The sequence below is a fragment of the Propionispora vibrioides genome, assembly GCF_900110485.1.
GTDB classification, from domain to species: Bacteria; Bacillota; Negativicutes; order Propionisporales; family Propionisporaceae; genus Propionispora; species Propionispora vibrioides.
Map to the genome: position 1 here is coordinate 1 of NZ_FODY01000013.1, position 19,842 is coordinate 19,842.

At 47.7% G+C, this 19,842-nt stretch carries 18 protein-coding genes; 4 read left to right on the forward strand and 14 right to left on the reverse strand.

Annotation, left to right across the window (positions count from 1 at the left end):
• Positions 1–530 precede the first annotated feature (530 nt).
• Together BMW43_RS11345 and BMW43_RS11350 are read left to right on the forward strand one after the other, a co-directional pair.
• Entirely contained in the window at positions 531–1,118 is a 588-nt protein-coding gene (locus BMW43_RS11345) for a hypothetical protein (protein ID WP_091747297.1), read from the forward strand.
• An 87-nt stretch (positions 1,119–1,205) separates the two neighbouring features.
• Positions 1,206–2,975, forward strand: coding sequence for a BamA/OMP85 family outer membrane protein (locus tag BMW43_RS11350; RefSeq protein ID WP_091747300.1), 1,770 nt, complete (start codon positions 1,206–1,208; stop codon positions 2,973–2,975).
• A 52-nt stretch (positions 2,976–3,027) separates the two neighbouring features.
• Here the strand turns inward: BMW43_RS11350 and BMW43_RS11355 are convergent, their stop codons facing one another.
• From BMW43_RS11355 to BMW43_RS11385, 7 genes are all read right to left on the reverse strand, one after another.
• Positions 3,028–3,720: an aspartate/glutamate racemase family protein gene (locus tag BMW43_RS11355; protein ID WP_091747303.1), complete on the reverse strand. Its 693-nt coding sequence runs from the start codon at positions 3,718–3,720 to the stop codon at positions 3,028–3,030.
• 223 nt (positions 3,721–3,943) lie between these two features.
• Positions 3,944–4,549 (reverse strand): P-loop nucleotide/nucleoside kinase family protein, encoded by a 606-nt coding sequence (locus BMW43_RS11360; RefSeq protein ID WP_091747306.1) that lies wholly within the window; start codon positions 4,547–4,549, stop codon positions 3,944–3,946.
• A gap of 100 nt (positions 4,550–4,649) precedes the next feature.
• Positions 4,650–5,492: a class II fructose-bisphosphate aldolase gene (locus tag BMW43_RS11365; protein WP_091747308.1), complete on the reverse strand. Its 843-nt coding sequence runs from the start codon at positions 5,490–5,492 to the stop codon at positions 4,650–4,652.
• Between the two features lie 35 nt (positions 5,493–5,527).
• Positions 5,528–5,911: a hypothetical protein gene (locus BMW43_RS11370; protein WP_091747311.1), complete on the reverse strand. Its 384-nt coding sequence runs from the start codon at positions 5,909–5,911 to the stop codon at positions 5,528–5,530.
• A 39-nt stretch (positions 5,912–5,950) separates the two neighbouring features.
• Positions 5,951–7,231 (reverse strand): PTS sugar transporter subunit IIC, encoded by a 1,281-nt coding sequence (locus tag BMW43_RS11375; RefSeq protein WP_091747314.1) that lies wholly within the window; start codon positions 7,229–7,231, stop codon positions 5,951–5,953.
• Positions 7,232–7,261: 30 nt separating this feature from the next.
• On the reverse strand, positions 7,262–7,567 hold the full coding sequence (locus BMW43_RS11380; RefSeq protein WP_091747316.1) for a PTS sugar transporter subunit IIB: 306 nt from the start codon (positions 7,565–7,567) through the stop codon (positions 7,262–7,264).
• Positions 7,568–7,609: 42 nt separating this feature from the next.
• A complete protein-coding gene (locus BMW43_RS11385) occupies positions 7,610–9,742 on the reverse strand; it encodes a BglG family transcription antiterminator (RefSeq protein ID WP_091747318.1) in 2,133 nt (710 codons plus the stop codon).
• Between the two features lie 327 nt (positions 9,743–10,069).
• On the opposite strand from BMW43_RS11385, the gene BMW43_RS11390 reads away from it, so the two are divergent.
• Complete coding sequence (locus tag BMW43_RS11390) at positions 10,070–10,666, forward strand: DUF2284 domain-containing protein (protein ID WP_091747321.1); 597 nt, start codon at positions 10,070–10,072, stop codon at positions 10,664–10,666.
• 168 nt (positions 10,667–10,834) lie between these two features.
• Here BMW43_RS11390 and BMW43_RS11395 read toward each other — a convergent pair whose 3' ends face one another.
• Both BMW43_RS11395 and BMW43_RS11400 read right to left on the reverse strand, forming a co-directional pair.
• Complete coding sequence (locus BMW43_RS11395; protein ID WP_143050610.1) at positions 10,835–11,269, reverse strand: DUF3021 family protein; 435 nt, start codon at positions 11,267–11,269, stop codon at positions 10,835–10,837.
• A gap of 11 nt (positions 11,270–11,280) precedes the next feature.
• Positions 11,281–11,727 (reverse strand): LytTR family DNA-binding domain-containing protein, encoded by a 447-nt coding sequence (locus BMW43_RS11400; protein ID WP_218140660.1) that lies wholly within the window; start codon positions 11,725–11,727, stop codon positions 11,281–11,283.
• Positions 11,728–11,960: 233 nt separating this feature from the next.
• Here BMW43_RS11400 and BMW43_RS11405 point away from each other — a divergent pair, with 233 nt between their 5' ends.
• A complete protein-coding gene (locus BMW43_RS11405; protein WP_091747327.1) occupies positions 11,961–12,485 on the forward strand; it encodes a hypothetical protein in 525 nt (174 codons plus the stop codon).
• Between the two features lie 139 nt (positions 12,486–12,624).
• Here the strand turns inward: BMW43_RS11405 and BMW43_RS21160 are convergent, their stop codons facing one another.
• The 5 genes from BMW43_RS21160 to BMW43_RS11425 form a co-directional block, all read right to left on the reverse strand.
• The gene (locus BMW43_RS21160) at positions 12,625–12,768 is read right to left on the reverse strand and encodes a hypothetical protein (RefSeq protein ID WP_177173566.1); all 144 of its coding nucleotides are present in this window, start codon (positions 12,766–12,768) and stop codon (positions 12,625–12,627) included.
• A 152-nt stretch (positions 12,769–12,920) separates the two neighbouring features.
• Positions 12,921–17,921: a cation-translocating P-type ATPase gene (locus BMW43_RS21730; protein WP_143050611.1), complete on the reverse strand. Its 5,001-nt coding sequence runs from the start codon at positions 17,919–17,921 to the stop codon at positions 12,921–12,923.
• A gap of 123 nt (positions 17,922–18,044) precedes the next feature.
• On the reverse strand, positions 18,045–18,278 hold the full coding sequence (locus BMW43_RS11415) for a hypothetical protein (protein ID WP_091747333.1): 234 nt from the start codon (positions 18,276–18,278) through the stop codon (positions 18,045–18,047).
• A 14-nt stretch (positions 18,279–18,292) separates the two neighbouring features.
• Positions 18,293–18,919, reverse strand: coding sequence for a hypothetical protein (locus BMW43_RS11420; protein WP_091747335.1), 627 nt, complete (start codon positions 18,917–18,919; stop codon positions 18,293–18,295).
• Between the two features lie 117 nt (positions 18,920–19,036).
• Positions 19,037–19,762, reverse strand: coding sequence for a hypothetical protein (locus BMW43_RS11425; protein WP_143050612.1), 726 nt, complete (start codon positions 19,760–19,762; stop codon positions 19,037–19,039).
• Positions 19,763–19,842: the final 80 nt, after the last annotated feature.

A 19,842-nucleotide genomic window follows, 5' to 3' on the forward strand; every position in this document is an offset into this window, starting at 1 on the left:
CCATACTCCTTTCGGAGAGCGGCAGGGTCTCCCAAGTTCACACGGAGTAATGGTGTGTAGCATGCCAAGACCTTCGATCCCGGGGCGCCAGACTTAACTCGCCTTTATCGCTAAGCCCAGTATTGTCTTCTGCTCGTCCCATACATCGACCTTTCCCTTTAGGAATTTCGGGATTCTACATCTTCAGCTTTCGCTTTCGGCCTACTACCTTTCCTACCTACGCTTAGACCTGGCGTTACCGCTTCAGTCCCAAGGCTGGATACAGAGTGGCTGGCTAGACCTTCTCTGGCGGGATTTCCACCCGCTTTACTCCGTGCGCTTCTTGGCGCACGGGACGGTTCTATCGAACCCAATTTGGTTGTCTTCACTTTTGCCTGCCAAATTCATGTTTCTGCTTGTCACTCATTTTCTAGTTTAAGCTTAGTGACCAAAAAACTAACTTTTAGCGTGAATCTTGTAACATGGCTGTTACACTGGCTCTCTAGAATAAGGATGAACATTCTAATCCTTAAAGAGGGAGGAGTTTAGACATGAAGGCTACGGCCCCGATCATGATTTTAGTCTTTGTTTTATTTTGCCTTTCCGGTTCTGTCTTAGCTGCTGAATCACTAAAATTATCCGGACAACCTACCATGTTCGTCCCCGGTAAAAGCACCGGTTATTTTATCTGGCAGGATAGCGATGGCCTGCACCTTCGCAGCACGTCTGACCAGAAGCATGTATTTAGCGGCGTTATTCAGACAAACGGCCATTTTGAAAATGTTTTCACGAAGCTGACGGAAAAGGATGACTACGCCCGCGTTAACCAAGCCCGTGATGAAGTCAACTTTACATTTACTACGGCAGGCAATGAAGCGGGAATTGATCTGTCGCTTAAAGGAGGGACCTATATCAAGTTCGATTTATCTATGGATAGCCAGAAGGTAAACCCGTTCGATATATTTATCGGCAGCGAAGGCTGGCATCCGGTGGATTACAAATTCACGCTCCGCCATAAAGAAGACCACCAGGGCGATCGCGATGACGATCATACCACCATTATTATCGACGGAGGGTTCTGGTGGGACTGGCTGCCACATCATTTTCATCCCGGTCCTGGTCCCGCCCCCAATCCCTGATAAACCGTCTGATCTATTATGAAAGATCAGCACGAGAAAACTGCTAAGCCAATTAGCATTAATTACATAATTAATAGGAGCTTTAGAATGAAAAAAAGGACAGTCAAGCCCCTCCTCTTTGCCGTCGGTTTTATGATCACAAGCATGTTTACTATGGTTCCATCCATATACGCCGACGACTTCACCGGTAAAACCATTGTCGGCATCAGCGTTACCGGTAATGAAGCCGTACCAAACGACCAAATTACCTCGGTACTTAAAGTGAAAGCCGGTGATACCTATGATGCCGACGCCATTAAACAAGATATGAAAGCTGTTTTTGATCTTAACGATTTTTATGACGTACAAGCCAATTTCGTGGAAGTGCCCGAAGGAATCCAACTGGTCTATTCTGTTGTGGAAAAAAAACCGGTTAAGGAAATAACCTTTACCGGCAACACCAAAATTTCCGCTAATGATTTGCTCACTCTGGTTTCGACACTCAAAGGTGCTGTTGTTGACAATAAAAGCTTACATGATGCCTCCCAGTCGATTGAGCAGTACTATCACGATCAAGGCTACATATTGGCGAAAGTAAGTAATATCGCCATGAACCCGGACGGAGAAATAAATTTCACAATTAACGAAGGCCTGGTAGAGGGTATCGTGATAAAGGGCAACGAAAAAACAAAAACATCGGTCATTTCCCGTGAGCTGAACATAAAACCACAGCAACCGTTTGATGCCAAGGCCGCCAAACGGAGTCTCCAGAAAATCTATAATCTGGGCTTTTTTGAAGATGTCAATATCAAGCTGAACCCCGGCAGAGAACCGAATGCCGTTGTGGTGGAAATTGACGTTGTGGAGAAAAAGACAGGCTCGTTTACGATTGGCGGCGGCTATAGCGAAAGCTATGGGTTCTCTTCTATTGTGGGCCTCGGCGACACGAATTTTAGGGGAACCGGCAATAATCTCAATGTGGAATTCCAGCACAGTTATTATAAATCACTCGGTACAAGCTGGAAAGTAAACTTCACCAATCCGTATATTGATGCTAAAAAGACGTCATTAAGTATTAGTGTCTTTAATACAACCGGTGAATACAGCGATTACGGACTGGACGGTGATAATACAACGCTGCGCTCCACCTATTACCGGCGTAGCAGAGGGGTCAGTCTTACCTTGGGCCGGCCGCAGGGCGAATATACCCAGAATTATATCACCCTTACCAAACGCAAAGACAGCTATTTAGAGTATGTTTCCGGGCCGGTTAACTACCTGGCCGGATCAAGCGATTCCACTTACAATGCCGATTACAACGCCGACTACCTTAAGGATAATTTTGGTGAGGTGCACAGCGTCACGTTGGCTAAGGTTTATGATAATCGTGACAATATCTTTAACCCCTCGGAAGGAAAACGTTTATCGTTGTCCAGCGAGTTTGCGGGAAAAGCGCTGGGCGGTCAGTTTGATTTCGACAAATACATCGCCGATTACCGGCAATATTTTAAAGTAGGCAGCAAACAGGTTATGGCCCTGCGTCTTTCCGCCGGAGCGGCCACAGGCCATGTACCGGATGCCAGCCTGTTTACCGTAGGTGGCATTGACACCTTGCGCGGCTATGAGGATGATCTGTTCAAAGGCAAGAAAATGTTTTCCTCATCCATCGAATACCGCTACCCTATCGCAAAAAAAATACAGGGAGTTGTCTTTACCGATGCCGGTAATGCCTGGAATGGAGATTATAATCTAAGTGAGCTGTACTATAGCATCGGTACCGGGGTTCGCGTGGAAACTCCGCTAGGACCGGTACGGCTTGAGTATGGGCACGGCAGTGAAGGCGGTAAATTCCACTTTACTTTTGGTACTCAATTCTAATAATAAAGTCTGAGGTAGAAACCGCAGCGTAGCTTACGGTTTCTACCTCAGACTATTTTAATGCATATTCCACGGCGGCGACGGCATGTAGCCTGGTTGTATCAAAAACCGGGATTTCAACATCGGCCTGCCTGATCAGCAGAGGGATTTCCGTACAGCCTAATACAACGCCCGCTGCCCCGTTTGCCGCCAGCTTATCTATGATGGTGGTAAATCGCGCCCTGGAATCAGACCGGATCATTCCCTGGCACAATTCATGGTAAATCACATGATGAATAAATTCTCTTTCCGCTTCCTCGGGAATCACTACGGTTATGTCAAACTTTTCTTTCAGCACCTGCTTATAGAAGTCTTGTTCCATCGTAAATTTAGTCCCCAGGAGCCCAACCTTTTTCATTCCCTTTTGAACAATGGTATGTCCAGTTACTTCGGCAATATGGAGCACCTTGATGCCGGCCCGAGTCTCTATGTCATTTGCCATTTTATGCATGGTGTTCGTACAGATAACCACAAAATCAGCACCGCCGTTTTTCAGTCTGGCAGCGGCAGCTACCATCATATCGGTCAGTGTGTCCCAGCGGTTTTGATGCTGCAAGGTTTCTATTTCCTGAAAATCGACGGAATACATCAGGCATTGGGCCGAATGAAGTCCTCCCAGTTTCGTGGCCACCGTTTCATTGATCAGTCTGTAATACTCCAGTGACGACTCCCAGCTCATACCACCGATCAAGCCGATTGTTTTCAAATTAAACCATCTCCTTTTTATGCTGCCATGCGAAGAATAACGACTCCCCTAACGATAAGACAGGCCCCGGTCAGCCTTACGGGTCCTATTTTTTCTTTTATTTACAAATTTACCCTAAAAGGAAAAACTCCTGCTAAAAACTTAACAGAAGTCTCCCTGCAGATGTAAAATATAAGGAATATATAATACAATCGTCTTCTACCATAAACAAGAAAAATCAATTCTAAAACAATAGTTGCTCCAATTGCCGGCATAGCTCTTCATAGTCAACAGCGTTAAAATCGGTCATATCCAGCTTGATCAAATATCCCAGCGAAAACTCACCATAGCCGCGGGTAAGACAGCGTTTGCTGAATTCATCATAATCCAGCAGGGCATCTGCCTTGCGGCGGTCAGCCGGCTGTTGGCCCTGATGATAGCTGGTCAACACGTGCCCCCAATGCCGGGAAGAATCCAGGTCCCGCCGTTTTTGCCGTTCAAACAAAATAGCCAGGTCGCCGGTCATCCGGAGCGTAATCACCTGATAGCCATACTGCCCGGTCAAAGCGGCCAGGCGGGCCTTTTGTTTATCACTGAAGGGATAATCCGACATGACGGCTAAACCCTCCTGCATGTAATCACATAGTTTGCCGTAATAATATTCCCAGCTTAGCCGGATGGTCGCTTCCTTTTCCGCCAGGTTGTCAAAACCTTGTTCATCCCAGAACTTTTCTTTGATCGCATCCGGTGACAGCAAGATGAACTCCGGCTGCCAGTCACGTATTTTATTGGCCAAATAGGTCTTTCCCGTACCGGGAAACCCAGCCAGTAAAATGAGTGTCTTCTTCATAGCCCTTATCCTTTCTGCTAAATAAACAGGTGCTACCCGCTCGAAAAGCGACTGCCTCATCGGCCGACCGCTTTCCACAAACGGATAACACCTTTTTTGACTATGCGTTTAAAAAGATCCCGATCTTATTTTTGATAATATTGAAAACCACTTCATTACAGGGCATGATGTTTTTCCGCAGCGAAGTATTCTCCCTGCTTTGCGAAAAATATTTGCTCGCTTCCCGTGTCCAGCCAACCAACAGCTCGGTGCCCACGTTGAACTTGCGCACGCCGTGCTTGGTGCACTGCCTGATGTCCTCATCCTTGACACCAGTGCCGCCGTGAATAACCAGCGGAATATCGACAGTCTCATGAATCTCTTTTAACAGCGGTATATTGAGCTCGGTTTTCGATTTATACTGGCCATGGTTGGTGCCGACGGCAACCGCCAGGGCGTCAATCCCGGTCTCGGCCACAAACCGTTTGGCATCGGCCGGATTGGTGTAGGCCTTTTGCTGTTCCGTCACCACCAGCCCGTCTTCCATACCGCCAATGGTTCCCAGCTCGCCCTCCACCGACACACCTCTGGCCTGAGCATAGTCAACTACTTCCTGCGTTCTCAGGACATTTTCCTTAAAGCTCAGCGCCGAACCGTCAAACATGACCGAAGAGTAGCCGGCATCAATGGCCTTCCGGATATCTTCAAATTTGTTGGCATGGTCCAGATGCAGTACAACTTCGGCGCTTTCGTAGTCGGCCAGATGCTTGCACACATTGGCGATGACGCCATAGCCGATATATTCCGCCGTACCGGCGCTGGTCTGGATAATGACCGGCGATCCCATAGCCTTGGCAGCCCGGATCATGGCCGGCAGCATCTCCAGATTATGCATGTTGAAGGCGCCCACCGTAAAATTCAACCGGGCCGCTTTCTCCGTCACTTTTTTCAAGGTAGTATACATGTGTGATTTCCTCCTGACTGCGTGTTTCTTTGCGTTTACTCCAGACCGCGAATGACATCCTTCGAGAGCTTCATCAGCGCGTCAATTTTATCAAGATAGTGCTGCAGCTGCTCGTCATCATTCTGTTCGGCCGCTTCTTTTCGCTTGACATTGTACAGCTTTAACAGATCAGTGTATGCCTTACCCAGTGTACGATTTTCCTGAATGCTTAGCTCATAGAAGCGAATGGCTTCGTCAATCTGCTCCAGCGCAAACAACTTGCCGCCCAGCTCATTAAGCAGTTCAAGCCGGACAGCTCCTTCGGCTGTTTCCAGGCGCTGCTTTAACACCGCCACCTGTTCAGGCAAAGCCGGATCAAGCTGTTTCACCGCAGCGGCAGGCTCCACTGGTTTTGCTGCTTTCTTTCCGAAGAAAAACAAGTTTTATCCCTTCTTTTCCTCAGGGCGTGTTAACACGCCCTAGAATATACTCATTAGCGGACTGATAATCCAGGCATACAGCAGCGCGGCTGCCACCGTATCCACATCAGTCGCCGTAGCGTTGGCAAAGCCCAACTGGCTGAACACCGTGACCAGCAGGGCCGGCAACAGAGTGATGAAAAAACCGTGGGCGATGCCGCCGATGATAGCGCCCCGTTTGCCGCCGGTGGCATTACCGAAAATCCCCGCCGTACCGCCGGCAAAGAAATTGGTCAGCATACCCGGCAGAATCATGGCCAGGCCGAACAGGGGCAATACAAACATCGCGATAACCGTACCAATCGTCGTAGTCACAAAACCAATGATCACGGCATGGGGCGCGTAGGGAAACAGCACCGGGCAGTCCAGCGCCGGTATGGCGTTAGGCACCAGCCGCATGGCAATACCACGGAAAGCAGGCACGATCTCGGCCAGAATCAGGCGAACACCGGCCAGCAGGACATAGACGCCGACGACAAACTGGATGGCCTGCAAAAAGGCATGCACCAAATAGTCGGTATGGCCGGCCAATGGAGCGCAAAACTCCGGTCCGGCAAAAAAGGCGGTAATCAGGTAAAGCGGCACCATAACGACCATCACCGAGAGATAGGTATCCTGCAAAAACTCAAACCCTTTGGGCAGCTTGATATCTTCGGTGGATTCCTCCGGGTTGCCGCAAACCTTGGCTACCGCTGCCTCAAACAAATAGCCGATGGTGCAAAAATGGCCCAGCGCAATATCGTTGCTGCCGGTGATCCTGCGAATGAGCGGCTGAGCAATCGCCGGCATGGCTACGGCAAAAATACCGCCCACAATACCACCGATTACGATCAGTGTAACGCCTCTAAAGCCTGCGCTATAGCCAAATACGGTGCACATGGTCGCCATCCACAGAATGGCCTGACCGGTCAAAAAGATATATTTCCACTTGGTAAAACGGGCAATGATAATATTTACAATAAAGATAGCTAAAAAAGTAAAGGCGATCGGGCTGCCCAGCCCCAGTTCGTTCATCGCCTGCCCGTTAATGGCTTCGATGGAAGGAATAATACCCTGCATATGAAATCCTTCGGTAAAAATCTTGCCAAAGTAAATCAAACTGCCGACAATGATACCTGCCCCGGCCGATAATACCTGGAAGCCCAATAAGGTTTTAAAGGTTCCGGCAATAGTCTGTCCCACCGATTTCTTCTGCAAAATCAACCCCAGCATGGCAATTAGCGAAATAGTAATTGCCGCCTGCGTCAAAATATTGGTGATAATGAAGTTAATGATTGACATAAACATCCTCCTTCGCTCTTTTACTCAGGTCTACAGCACGCCTTTGGCCTGCAGTAAGGGTACCAGCTTTTCCTCAATCTCCGCTTTGCTAACAATGTTTTTCAGGTACAAAATAGTTGTTGTCTCCGGAAGGGTAAACTGTTCAAACTGGGATTTAAAATTGCTTGCCGTAATAATAACCTCCGGATTCATCGACACGGCTGAGGAGATATCGCAGTGATCCATGTCCGCCTCCACCCCCAGCTTGTTCAATACATCCTCCACACTCATCTGGCAGGCAAAACTGCTGCCCAGACCGGCACCGCACACCATGAGCATTTTGATTTTCCGCTTCATACCGACCCCTCTTTTCTGATTAATGAACTAGACCCCGGAAACTCACGCCTGCATCCCCTCCTCAAATTCATCCAAGACCTTTTGAAAATCAGCGATGGTAGCTTGACCGGCAATCTTCTCAATCTTCGAATCTTCGCTGATGATGTTAACAATCGACTTCATTACTTTTAAATGGGAGAAATTATCAACAGCCGCCAGACAAAAGACCAGACTGACCGGATCGTTGGTTTCATGGCCGAAACGGACCGGCGTCTTCAGGGTCATGACGCTAAGTCCCAGTTTCAGCACGCCGTCTTCCGGCCGGGCGTGGGCCAAGGCCACTCCCTTCCCGACAACAATATACGGCCCGTATTTGTTCACGGCGGCGATCATCGCTGCCACATACTCCGGCTTGATATATTCTTCGTCCAGCAATGGCTGTGCGGCATCCCGTATACAGGCTTCCCAGTCCTGAGATGTCTGCTGCAGCAGAATATGCTGGTTTTTTAGCACTTCACGGATCATTGGTTGAACCCCCTGACGGTTTAGAATGATTTTATTGGTGGCAAACAGTTGTTCCAGTTCTTCAATGAACGGCTCCATTTTCAACTTGGTGCTGTGTTTTTCGGCTATTTTGCAAATATCTTTAAAAAAATCAACCGCAGCCAAATGAGTGGTGCCGGATTTTTTGATGTCCCGATGATTGTCCAGAAACTGTTTAATTTTCTGCTGGTCATGTTCGGTCAGTACCGGGTCGATTTTTAAAGAAGGCAAATTGTTGATTTCCATGTCGATCGTTTTCAGGGCAAAATCGGCACCCAGCCGCTTAATGGCGTGGAGATCATAGCCGTTGACAACACCCAGCACGTCAAACTGGTAATACTTCTTAAGGTTTTCCGCCAACAATTCTCCCGTAGCCACACCGTGGCCACAGATAATGACCACACGGTATTTCCCCGGATTATATTGAGCCAGTTTTTCCTCCGACGCGCTGAAATGCAGCGTCAGATAGGCAACTTCCTCTTCCGAAAGCTTCTGCCGGCAGAACAGTTCCAGTACCCGAACGGCCTTGTGCACCGTGTTGTACATCATGCTGTACTGCTCCATGACCATGTTCTTAAGGGGATTGAAAATGCTGACCCCGTTTTTAATCCGGTTGATCAACGGTTCGATATGATTAAACAACCGTTCAAACAGTTCTTTGTCCTGAGAGAAAGGAATCGCGGTAAGCTGCTCCATCTCCTGAATCAGTTGAATAGTCAGCAGTTGCAAGCCGCCCCAGTCAATTTTCAGGACCGTCGAATGTTTAATATTAAAACTATCAATGATAAAGCACAGATAGTAACGCTCATATTCACTGATAGCGCACGCTTCCAGCCCCATAGTCTCCTGCAAAAGCGGCACCACCATCTGGTAGGAATGCAGTTTTTCATGGCGCAGCGGCAGACAATTCGTACTGGTTACGGTGTATCCCTGGGTGAAACGCCTATACCAGACAGCAAAAATAACCGCCATTTGCCGGAAATGAATTTCATTGAAGGCAAATCCCTCACTGCGTGCCATCTGCTCAATATGACGATACATGCTGAACAGCAGTTTTTCGTTTAAATATTCCAGAACGATTTTTTCTTTCTTGGAAAAAACGAAATGATGGCAGCCATTATCCATCATCATTTCCAGATTGAGATATTGGTTGATGACATTATTAATGAACAGCCGGACCGACCATTCATCACCCTGGAATTTAAAGCCTTCCTTAGGTGTGCTTTTAAGGACGACCCCATACTCTTTCGCCAGCTTACGGATGGTCTTCATATCGGAATCAATCGAGCTTTTGCTGGTAATCAGTTCATCGATAAAGGTAGTGGCAAAAGTGGGTTCCTGCTCCTGCAAGATGGAAAACAAAATCCTGAGAATTCGTTCGTCAGCCGGATAATATTCCGCCTGTTCCTGATTGGTGTCCAACAGCGAGAAAAAGTGCTGCTTCTCGGCTGCTGTAAACTGCAGCCTGATCCCTAGCTTCCGGTCCTGCTCAATACAGGGAAATCCCTGCTGCTGCAAAGCCTGGTTGGCCTGCTCCAGATAATACCGGACGGTGCGTTCCGACTTTTGCAATGCGGTTTTCAATTCTCCATAGGTGCTATATTCATTTCTGGCGATTAGAAACAAGATCAACTCCAATTCCTTACTGGTCATTTCAATCCACCTCGCATGTTTAGTATACTGACTCCGGATTTTTCAAAAAAGTAGAACTATTTGCAAGATGGTTTTGCAAAAAGTTCTACTTACCTGTCCTCAATGTTTGGCAACCTCAGAAAATAAGATTATGGCAAGATAAGAACATAATAAAACAAAGTACCGCAATAAACCAAGTTATTACGATACTTTGTTTTTGGCTAAACGATGCTATATTATACATGGCAAGTAAGTTTTAGTCACCATGCTTGACCACTTTATCAGCCAAGCCTACAATATAAGGGAAAGCATAAACTGCGGAACTCATCGTGGGAAGGAGACAATCCCATGTATTATACAACTACAACAGTTAATGGTAAACCGTTAGACGAGTTTATTGCAAAATACCAGGATCAAGCGAAATTTTTAGTCTTTTGCCAACACTGCAGCAATTACCAAACCCTTTGGTCCTGCCCGCCGTTATTACTGGATATACCTCAATTCTTACAGGAGTTCAACTATATCTATATCATTGGGGTTAAAGTCATCTACGATGAAGAAACCATAAAATCAGCTCATACAGCGGAAAAGATCAAAGAAATTACGTTCCAGTCTTTACAGGAAGTTAAAACTAAGTTAGCCGCAGCTTTACTTGCTTTGGAACAACAAATCCCGGGTAGTGTCAGCCTATCCTCCGGGGGCTGCCGCCTCTGTCAGCGCTGTGAACGCTGTGACGACCGCCCCTGCAGGTATCCTGAAAAAATGCGTTATTCTTTAGATGCCTTTGGCTTTGACCTGACGGCGATTACGTCCGATTTACTCCAGATTGAATTAAAATGGGCCAAAAATAGTCTGCCGGAATATTACACCTTAATCCACGCATTACTAACCAATCAGGAATTAGACAAAACCATACTGCATGAAATGACACGGGGACTTTTCTAGGGAACCACTGATTAATTCACGCTGCGCGTCCTGACGGATCTTTTAATCAGCGGTTCCCTAAGAAAACTTCTTAAAAGTCCTTTTTCTTTTTCCCGGCACGGTTCCTGTTTTACCCCGCCTGGCATTATGCCCGGCAAGCCGGTTTTTTGTACCTAAGCACCCCGTCGCTCATTTCTCCGTATTGTTTTTGTACTCACTTAGTTTTTCATTAATCCGTCTTGCCTCTTTTTCACCGTCCACATACATCATGGCAAAGACGACTCCTTTTACAAGTAAAAGCACCACAATATAGGGTAGAATCAGGCTGCTGTCTGTGCTGGGACTAACCATAAACAACCATAGAACAATCAATATATCTGCCAGGAGGGTGCAAAGAGAAAATACAATTATCTGTCCTTTTCCGGTCAAATCATGGGGATTGGTATAAGCAACCTTAAACAGGGCAAAGGCCGCAGCCAGGACAATGATCTGCCACAGCAGTATAGGCCTGATTATTTCCGATGAATTGATTCCTAAAAGCAACGCCATTATAATCAGTAAACACCCACAGGCTTTAAAAATATCCGATACGATAGGTTTTATATATTGACCGACATCCATCACTAAAAACCTCCTTATAAACCTAATCTCTGTTTGAGAACAGGAACATATTGCCGGGAAATAACTGTTTTTTCACCATTTTGCAGTAAAGCCTCAAATCTTCCATAGAAAATCGACTTTAACGAATCTATTTTAGTAATATTAAGGATGGTTGATTTAGAGGCTCTGAAGAAATCACCCTTCTCATAGAGCTTTTCAATCTCGTAAAGCTTTAGTTTTGATTCGAAAACCTTCTCGTGACAGTAAATAAATACTTTATTATCGACCGACTCAAAATAGAAAACATCCCGGGGATCAACGATATGCATTTCCCCATCGGCCATTCCCGCCAGCTTTCTGGAAACTGATTTGATTGAATCAATACACTGCAGTAATGCCTCATCAACGTCATTAGCCCGTATGATGATTTCCGGTTCCGTTCCGTCGGGTATATTTTCAATCGTGATTTTTATGCTGACCACCTCCCGCTTCTTCTATTTCCAGTATAGGTCAGTAAATCAGCTTATTCAATACATGCAAAGGTAAGCTGCACCTATGGCAATCTAAGTTGCAAGTTTCGGGGATCTACAAAAAAAGAAACCTCTACTACATATTTCAGTTCTCAACCTTATAAATTTCTCCATAATAAAATATCATAGTGGTTTACATAGCAACAAAACTTCCGGAAACACTATACAAAAAGGAGGAGTAGAGCATGAACATCATACGCCTGGGAACAAGATTTCTCAACAATAGTTCTCCGCTTACGTTATTAGCTGCCGGTGCTGCTATTGCCGTTGCTTTTCCACCTGTCCGGCGGGGCTTTCGCGCGGTTGCCGTCATGACTACCCGAGGAGCCTTGGCCGTTGCAGACAGCGTTAAAGATTTAGGAGGCAAACTGAAAGAAAGTACCGCGGATATTGTGGCGGAAGCCAGAGACTATAGCGGGTCTCCACAGGACACTCTGTCGGAAACCATTGACTGTATTAAAGATACTGTCAGACACCAAGGCCGTCGTGTCGCAGTAGCAACCACCGCAGGTGCCCTGACATTGTCGGATAGAGCCCGGAAAATACGCCGGAACTTTAAAGATGTGGTAGAGGAAGCCAGAACCAGTCGCGCTGATAGAAACGATACCGAAGAGGTACGAGACGACCTGGCTTATGAAAACCCGGAAGATTCACCATACGAACTTTTAGATACCGATCTAACTCCCCCTCATAACAGACATAAAGAATAAAGGATAAAAAGAACAGAGTTGCCACTGTGCATTAGTGGCAACTCTATTCTTTTTCCATGATCCAAAAGTACGGCTTTCCGGTCTGATTAAAATAAACCATCTGCCTGTGCTCCGGAAGTGGCATAAGCCAAGTCTTTTCCTAAATTCCCGGGTCCTGCTTCTTTTCCTGCATTTTTTTCATTGCACAGGTTTTACCCACACCGTATACAAAAGGAATCCCGATGGCATGAATCAAAAGGAATGCGCCCCAGCCAATCGCGGGACGTGCCAGCAGCCAGTACATAGCATCACCTCCTTGCCACTTGTGCCGTGTCAGCCCTATTCCGTGGATACTGACGGGAGATATTACAAAAAATCTTCTCGCCACAACCCAGCAGTGTTAAGGTTGATACAAGACTAGTATTAGCAAAGAGGAAACATCCAACCCTTTCAACTTCAGTTCTCCTGCAATAACCTGAGTTGTGGCAAGGGACGCGTTTGTAACTCCTTGCCCGGTCTCCTCCATAACCAAAAGTCAAATACCGCAGTTACGATAGACACAAAGATCGCCAGACTCCATTCCCATACCGTTAATGGAACTGTACCGAAGACGGGCTGCAAAAACGGCAGATGAATGGACCCGATGACCATGAGCATCGATAGTGCTATCGCCGCAAACAGCCATTTGTTGTTTATACATTCCGTTTTTTTGATACCCTTTTCGATCCGGCAATCCAAAAGGTGGATAAACTGGCTGATAGCCAACTGGGCCAGCAGCAAAGAACGGGCGAGCAACAGATTGCCGCTTTGCCGCAATTTCCATCCATACAGCAATAAGCTGCTAACGCCAATAATCAAACCCCTGCTTATAATTTTCCTGCCCAGCCCATGAGCAAATACGCTTTCACTGCTTGACTGGGGACTTTGTTCCATTATATTTTCCGGCGGTGGATCATTGACAAGGGCAACCGCCGGCAAACCGTCACCGACCAGGTTAATCCACAAGAGTTGTATCGGTATCAACGGCAGCGGCATGCCTAGCACAACGGCCAAAAACATAAGCACTACCTCGCCAACATTGGTTGCAACCAAATACCGTATGGCCTTACGGATATTATTATAAATCGAACGGCCTTCTTCCATAGCCTTTATGATGGTCGCAAAATTATCATCGGCTAATGTCATACAAGCAGCTTCTTTGGTAACATCCGTGCCGGTTATCCCCATGGCAATGCCAATATTGGCGGCCTTTACGGCTGGAGCGTCATTTACCCCGTCGCCAGTCATGGCAACCACCTCGCCCCGGCTTTGAAAGGCCTTAACAATACGCATCTTATGCTGTGGGGTCGTCCTGGCGAATATGCAGGCTGTGGGGGCCGCTGCGGCCAATTCCTCATCCGTCATGCTGTCAATTTCCAGGCCTGTAATAATGCGCCCGTTATCCTTTAACAATCCCAGTTCCAGACCGATTGCCCTGGCCGTATTCGGGTGGTCTCCGGTAATCATGACTACCTTGACTCCGGCGCGGTGACATTTGGCGATCGCTTCCGGGACCTCGGCCCGAGGCGGATCGATCATCCCAACCAGGCCGCAAAAAACCAGATTATCTTCTCTTACCTGCTCCTGCCCCGCACCGTCTGCTTCCATAGGCCGGTAAGCACAAGCCAGAACACGCAATGCTCTTGCAGCCATAGCATTATTCGCCTGTTCAATATTCCGACGGGTTGTCTCATCCAACGGATAGCTATGTTCTCCGTCGGTGTAGTGAGTGCAAAGGCTAAGAATTTTATCAGGGGCTCCCTTGGAGTAAAGCGACATCTGCTTGCTGTCATCGGTACATAAAACGGACATCATACATCGTTCCGATTCAAAAGGGTATTCCACTACCCGGCAATGAGTTTCCGAAAATTGCTCAATATCAATGCCGGCCTTTGCCGCCAAAGTCAGGAGGGCCCCTTCAGTTGGATCACCGTCAATCGCCCAGCTTGCGGTTATACAAGGTCGCAAGGGAATCACCTTGCGATTTGCTTCCGTTTTCATCAGCTTTGCATTATTGCAAAGCGTGGCAATGGTTGCTACTTTTTTTAGCAGGCCGTTGGGTTTTACCGATTGATTATCAGCCACAAACTTACCCGCCGGATCATACCCTTCCCCGCTGACCAGCCAGTGACCGGCTGGTGAATATACCTCGCGCACCGTCATTTGGTTCTGCGTCAGCGTTCCCGTTTTATCGGAGCAAATGACGGTGGCCGCCCCTAGATTCTCAATGGAGGAAAGCCGGCGAACAATAATATTCCGTTTGCTCATCCGCTGAACCCCCATAGCCAATGCAATGAGAACAATGGCGGAAAGTCCCTCCGGTATCGCGGCCACAGCCAGACTGGCTCCTGTTTGCAGCATCTGAATCATCGGTTCGCCCCTTAATGTGCCCGCTAAAAAGACGAGGCCGGACACGGCCAGGCAGCCATACACTAAATATTTCCCCAGTTCCTCCAGCCGCCGTTGCAAAGGAGTTGCCTCTTCCTTCTGCTCCCCGATCAAGGAGGCAATCTTGCCCATTTCCGTCTGCATACCGGTAGCGACCACCACCGCGGTTGCCCGTCCTCTGGTAACAGTGGTGCCCATAAACACCATATTTCTCCGGTCTCCTAAGGCAACCTGATCCTTTTCCAACTTATCATATTGCTTTTTTACCGGAAGCGTTTCCCCGGTTAAAGACGCTTCTTCCACTTCAAAATGAACGCCTTGCAGCAACCGGGCATCAGCCGGTACCCGGTCCCCCGCTTCCAGAACAATGATATCACCGGGAACTACGGCGGCGGCGCTCACTTTAACCTGCCGGCCTGCCCGGATTACCCTGGCCTGCGGCGCCGCCAGTTCCTGCAGGGCATCTAGCGACTGACCGGCCTTTCGTTCCTGGGCAACCCCCAAAAACGCGTTGGCCGTGACAATTCCCACTGTCAGCATGGCATCTCTTCTTTTACCCAGTATGAAGCTTAAACCGGCGGCGCCAACCAGCACCTGAACCATAAAATCCTTAAATTGATCCAGCAACTGCCGCCAAAACGAAGGCTTGGGCCGTTCCGCCAGACGGTTATGGCCATAATGCAAGCAGCGCAGTGCCGCATCCTGTTCACCCAGTCCCCACTTGTTGGAAGTTCCCAGTTCCTCGCAGGTTTCTTCCGGACTCAGCCCATACCATTTTTTCGCTTCTGCCGGGATATGATTTTTCGCCTCACCCGCCTGCAGCGAACCAAGCTGAGATTCATTCATGGCAAAACGCTGCAAATTCAAGGGTTGACCCATTGGTGTGTTTTGGCCGGAAGTCAACAGGCGCCCTGAGTTGAGCACGACTCCCAGCGTGCTGATATTGGCCAGCAGCCCTGCCGTCAGCGGAGAAATAAGCCGGACAGCGGCTAAAGCTATCCCTATTATGTTTAATCCCGCAGCTAAAGCAATATTTTGCTTTACCACCTCATTTAGCCGTTTTCCCAATACCACTGTTTTTGCTATTTTGGCAGGATCATCATCGCCAATGACAATATCGGCCTTGTTGATGCTGGGCCCGGAGCCGGTTTTTCCCATGACAATGCCTACGTTGCTTGCCTGCAGGGCGTGCACGTCATTCATACCGTCGCCTACCATGATCACTTTATAATCATGCCGCTTTATATTTTGTATGATTCTGGCCTTTTCTTCGGGCAGCACCCCGCTGTAGGTATAGGGAATATCCAGCGTTGCGGCCACCGCCTGGGCGGCAGGATCCGCATCGCCGGTCAGCAGTGCCAGGTTCTGAATGCCCAGGCAGCGCAAAGCGGCCACACTTTCCAAACTGGCTGGCTTTATTTTGTCCCGGACTGCAATCAGTCCGCATAATTCCCGGTTAACCGCGACGTAGACAATTGTTTTGCCGTTCATTTTCATTCGGACAATCCGGTCTTTTGCCCCACCCAGCAGGACTTTTTCCTGCTGCATGAGTGTCTGATTGCCCACAGCAACCTGTTTCCCTGCTATAACGGCACAAACGCCTTTACCAGGAACCAGCCGGCTGTCGGCTGGCGGAAGCTGCAAGCCTCGTTTGACTGCTTCTGCCAGCAGCACCCGGTTGTACGGTTGAAATTCCCTTTCTCCTGCTGCCGCCGCCAGACGTATTATTTCGTCCTCACTCATACCGCCGATTGGCACAATTTCACCAATATGCGGCACAGCTTCCGTGAGTGTACCTGTTTTGTCGAATACAACCGTATCGGCTTCTCCCGCCGTTTCCAGTGCCCTGGGCTCTTTTACATAAATATTGTCTCCCATTGCCTGGGCAACTGCCGTCCCCATCGCCGAATTTCTCGCCAGCGAGATGGCTGCCGGCGACCCGGCAAGCAGTACGGCGATACTGCGGGGAATATCCCGGGTAAACAGAAAGATCAAACCGGCAATTGTAAGGCTCCACCACATCACTTTGTTGACATACCGGTCACTGATATGCCAAAGACCTTCATATTTGACCATATCATAGGCCAACGGCCTATAAGGAGTATTGTCAACATTATGTACCTGAATTTGAATCGATCCGGTTTCAATCAGCGCTCCGGGATGAACTATATCACCTTTAAGAGCCAAATACGGCATACAATCACCGTTCACCGCCGCCCGGTTTAATTCCGCCTGGCCGGCAATGATTTTTCCCTCAACAGGTATCGTTTCCCCCGAATGTAATGCAATCACATCGCCAGCCTTAATATTATGTTCCTGTATACTCTGCCTGCGGTCTGCCTCCAAACTAAGCCATTGTTGCTGCTTTTGCTGGAGCATTTTCTCAATCTGGCCACGGGATCTGGCCTGCATCACAAATTGAAAGAAATTAGCCAAATGGACAATCCACAGAATGGATAAGCCTGTTATACTTTCCCGCATGGCCAGCATCAGCAAGGAGGCTATAAAAATAACCAGGTCATGATTGACCCGTTTATGCCGTATCAATGATTTTACCCCGCTGCGAAATAAGGGATACCCCGATATAATTGTTGTGAGAGCCACCAGGTTAAACACATGGGGCGAAGAAGCCAGCGTCGAACGCCCTACTACCAGCCGTTTGGCAAAAATAGCCGCCAAAACACCGCCTGTTGTCAAAGCATACAACCCGGCACGGGAAGTTTCTCCCGGTTCCGGTACCGGAGCGGCAGCGGCGATCTGTCGCAACGCTGTGGCCTCACGGCGAACCTCCTCCAAAGTCTGATAGGTACTGACCACTTTAGCCACTTTTGCTCTGATGTCCGGCAAACCAATGACCGCAGCCTCATATAACACCAAAATCCGCCCGGTAAGCGGATTTGCCGTTACTTCACGAATTCCTGCCACCGAAGGCAGACATTCCTTTAGTAATTTTGCTAAAACAATATTCCGGTAAAGTCCTTTAACTTCCATTCTTAGACGTCCCGGTATCAGCCTACATTTCCCTGTCATCGTTTCCAAATGTATCACCCTATCCGACTACAATTTGTTTAGTTATTATACTGGAAAGAAAATATGGAAACTAAAGACCTGATGACGCAAAGGAACAACAGTAAGGCTTGTCCTTATTGTTGTTCAAAAAAACTTCAGGCGCGTCCAGGAAACACCGGAGAGTAAATTGTCCTTGGCCTCTTTACTCCTCTGTTTAACATACCCGAAAAAATCTTTTAAAAATAATTCCCACACCACAATCACTTCCGACTTGTCCTTTGGTGATTGCCGGCGTAGCTCAATGCTTAAATCTACAGCCTCCCGTAATTCTTTGCTAATCGCGGATACTTTTTCTTTCAAATCCTGTAGATCGGCCATCTCGTTCCTCCTGATTAAGGTGTAGGCTCCGTGGGCTCTGTCACCGTTTCATCTATAGCACTGTCAATGGACTGCTTAAACTGTTCAAACTGAGCTTCACTGACAATATCCTCCAAATCCTCCCGGACACCGCTAAACATTCCCTGGGCTTGTTCCGATAAGCCCATAATTCCCTGAACCGTTTTAATAGCCAGGGGCCGAAGTTTTTCTCTTACACTTGGCAGCAACAGCATACCCAATGCTGCTGTTCCCAGCCAAAAGGTCGGGCTGTGGCCCGTTTTCATTCTCATCCGGTGCCCCATTCTCCGGTGGGTGCGGGTAAAACTGTTCATATCCGGACTTTGCTCCACCAAATCGGCCAATTCGGTCAGATGCATTAATTCCCGGCGTTCCTGACGGATCATATCCTGTAAAACACTTCGGGCATAAGGATCGGTTATGGTGGCAAGTTTACGTTCATACGTACTAACCGCCGCTAACTTGGCCTCAAAAATCTGATCCAGACTTTCGGAAGATTCTACATTGGTTGTTTCCGTAATTCTTTCCCGCATGCGCTGTCCGCGGCTTTTTCGTTCATACCGTTCCTGCGATTTTGCCTCTTGTTTTTCGTTTTGTTCGTGATTTGATTCAATAGCCGGCATATACGCTCTGCCCCTTCTGTTATAGGATAACAATGTACAAGATAATATTACCCAGTTTAACCCATGTTATGCAGTTGCCTTCTCTGCGGGCAATAAAAAAACAGCATGATGTGGCCATCATACTGCATAGGGAACCTCATATAAAGAATGCCTCTTTTTCCGGCGTTTCCAATGTAGCAATTTATACTGATTTATTGTGGGAAGTTCAACATTCTTGCCGGTATATTCATCATAAAACCGGTAGTAAACTTCAGCGGCGGTTTCCTGATATTGATGTGTTATTTGGGTTGCCCAGTGGCTCAGCATACCATGAATGCAGTCATCGACCTGCCGCTGTAGCCGCTCTGTCTGTTCTGCCGGTGAGCAATCAAACCGGCTTAATAATAAGTCGCCCCAATCCATCTGGCCGGCTAACTGCCGCAACACCCGGGGCAATCCAGTGTGTGATAAGCTTTCCCGACAAGTTTTATTAACGACTCTGCCCATTGTTTTTGTAAAACGAAAGGTATTTCGATATTCCTGCAAGACCTGACTAATATAGGCCGGGGGAGAAAACAGCCGGGCACTGACCGTAAATAAATCTGCACATTCCGGTACGGAACGCCCGAAATAGTGCTGCATATCGGCCCTGACTAACGCATGGATTTCCTGTGCTAATTCATCAACCTGTAAATCTGCAAGCATGACTTCCAGGATACTCCGGTAATCCCATCGGCCACTAAGTAAAAGTAATGCATACGGACGGGAAATATTTTGACTTATTGCCAAAGTTCTTTGAATATACTGATCGATTTTTTCCTTGCAGGCGTTAATCCGGAGCAAAAGTTTTTTTTCTTCAGCCACACGGTGATTTGCCGCTATACAGCCAAGCAAGTGCTCACAAGAAACATTTGTCTGCATCACTGCAAAAGCTGATGAGAATG